General features: G+C 69.1%; 1 protein-coding gene. It reads left to right on the top strand.

Annotation, left to right across the window (positions count from 1 at the left end; all coding sequences use genetic code 11):
- Positions 1 to 50: 50 nt before the first annotated feature.
- Positions 51 to 1,158, top strand: a 1,108-nt coding sequence (locus tag F8A92_RS18445) for an IS30 family transposase (protein ID WP_194291593.1), incomplete at its 3' end; no start/stop codon positions are given.

Consider the following 1,158-nt stretch of genomic DNA (forward strand, 5'->3'; position numbering starts at 1 on the left):
CTTGGGTTCTAGGGGTCGTTGCAACGCCTTTGATCAGGAGGACGTTGCAGGTGGGTACGTATCAGCGATTTGGTCGCTTCACGCCGCCGGCGGTTCGGGTGGCGTTCTGGGCCGGGATCCGTGGCGGGGCGAGTGTGCCCGAGGCGTCGGCGGCTGCCGGCGTGTCGCGCCAGTTGGGGGCGCGGTGGTTCCGCGAACGTGGGGGTGTGCTGCCACCACCTGCCACCCTGTCCGCGCGGTATCTGAGCTTTGACGAGCGCGAGGAGATCGCCCGGCTGCGCGCGCAGGGCAAGGGCCCCAGCGAGATCGGCCGGGTGATCGGGCGGGACAAGTCCACGATCAGCCGCGAGCTGCGGCGGGTGGAGAAGGTCCGCGCTGATCGCCATCGCGTGCACTACAAGGCCTCGGCCGCGCACCGTGACGCCATGGCCAAGGCGCGTCGGCCCAAGCCGTGCAAGCTGGCGAGGTATCTACCATTACGCGGCGAGGTCCAAAAGCGGCTCGAGGAGGGCGATAGCCCCGAGCAGATCGCCGGCCGGCTGCCGGTGGACTTCCCCGACGATCAGGAGATGCGGGTGAGCCACGAGACGATCTACCAGGCCCTATACGTGCAGGGCCGCGGCGCGCTGCGCCGCGAGCTGGCGGCGTGCCTGCGCACCGGCCGCGCGGTCCGCAAGCCGCGACGCTCGAGCACCGAACGGCGCGGCCGGATCCCGGACATGGTGAGCATCAGCGAACGACCAGCCGAGGCGGCTGATCGCGCGGTGCCGGGGCACTGGGAAGGCGATCTGATCCTTGGCTCGACCGCCTCAGGGTCGGCCGTGGGCACGCTGGTCGAGCGCACGACCGGGTTCGTCATGCTGCTGCACCTGCCCCGTGATCACACCGCCGCGACCGTGGCCAGGGCCATGTGCCAGAAGGTCGGCACGCTGCCCGAGCAGCTCAAACGCTCCATCACCTGGGACCAGGGCGTCGAGATGGCCAAGCACGCCGAATTCACCGTGCAGACCGGCGTCCCGGTCTACTTCTGCGACCCGCACTCGCCCTGGCAGCGCGGATCAAACGAGAACACCAACGGGCTGCTACGCCAATACCTACCCAAAGGCACCGATCTGAGCTTCTACGGACCCGGCATGCTCGACCAGATCGCCCATCAGC

Source organism: Cumulibacter manganitolerans, assembly GCF_009602465.1.
Taxonomy (GTDB): Bacteria; Actinomycetota; Actinomycetes; order Mycobacteriales; family Antricoccaceae; genus Cumulibacter; species Cumulibacter manganitolerans.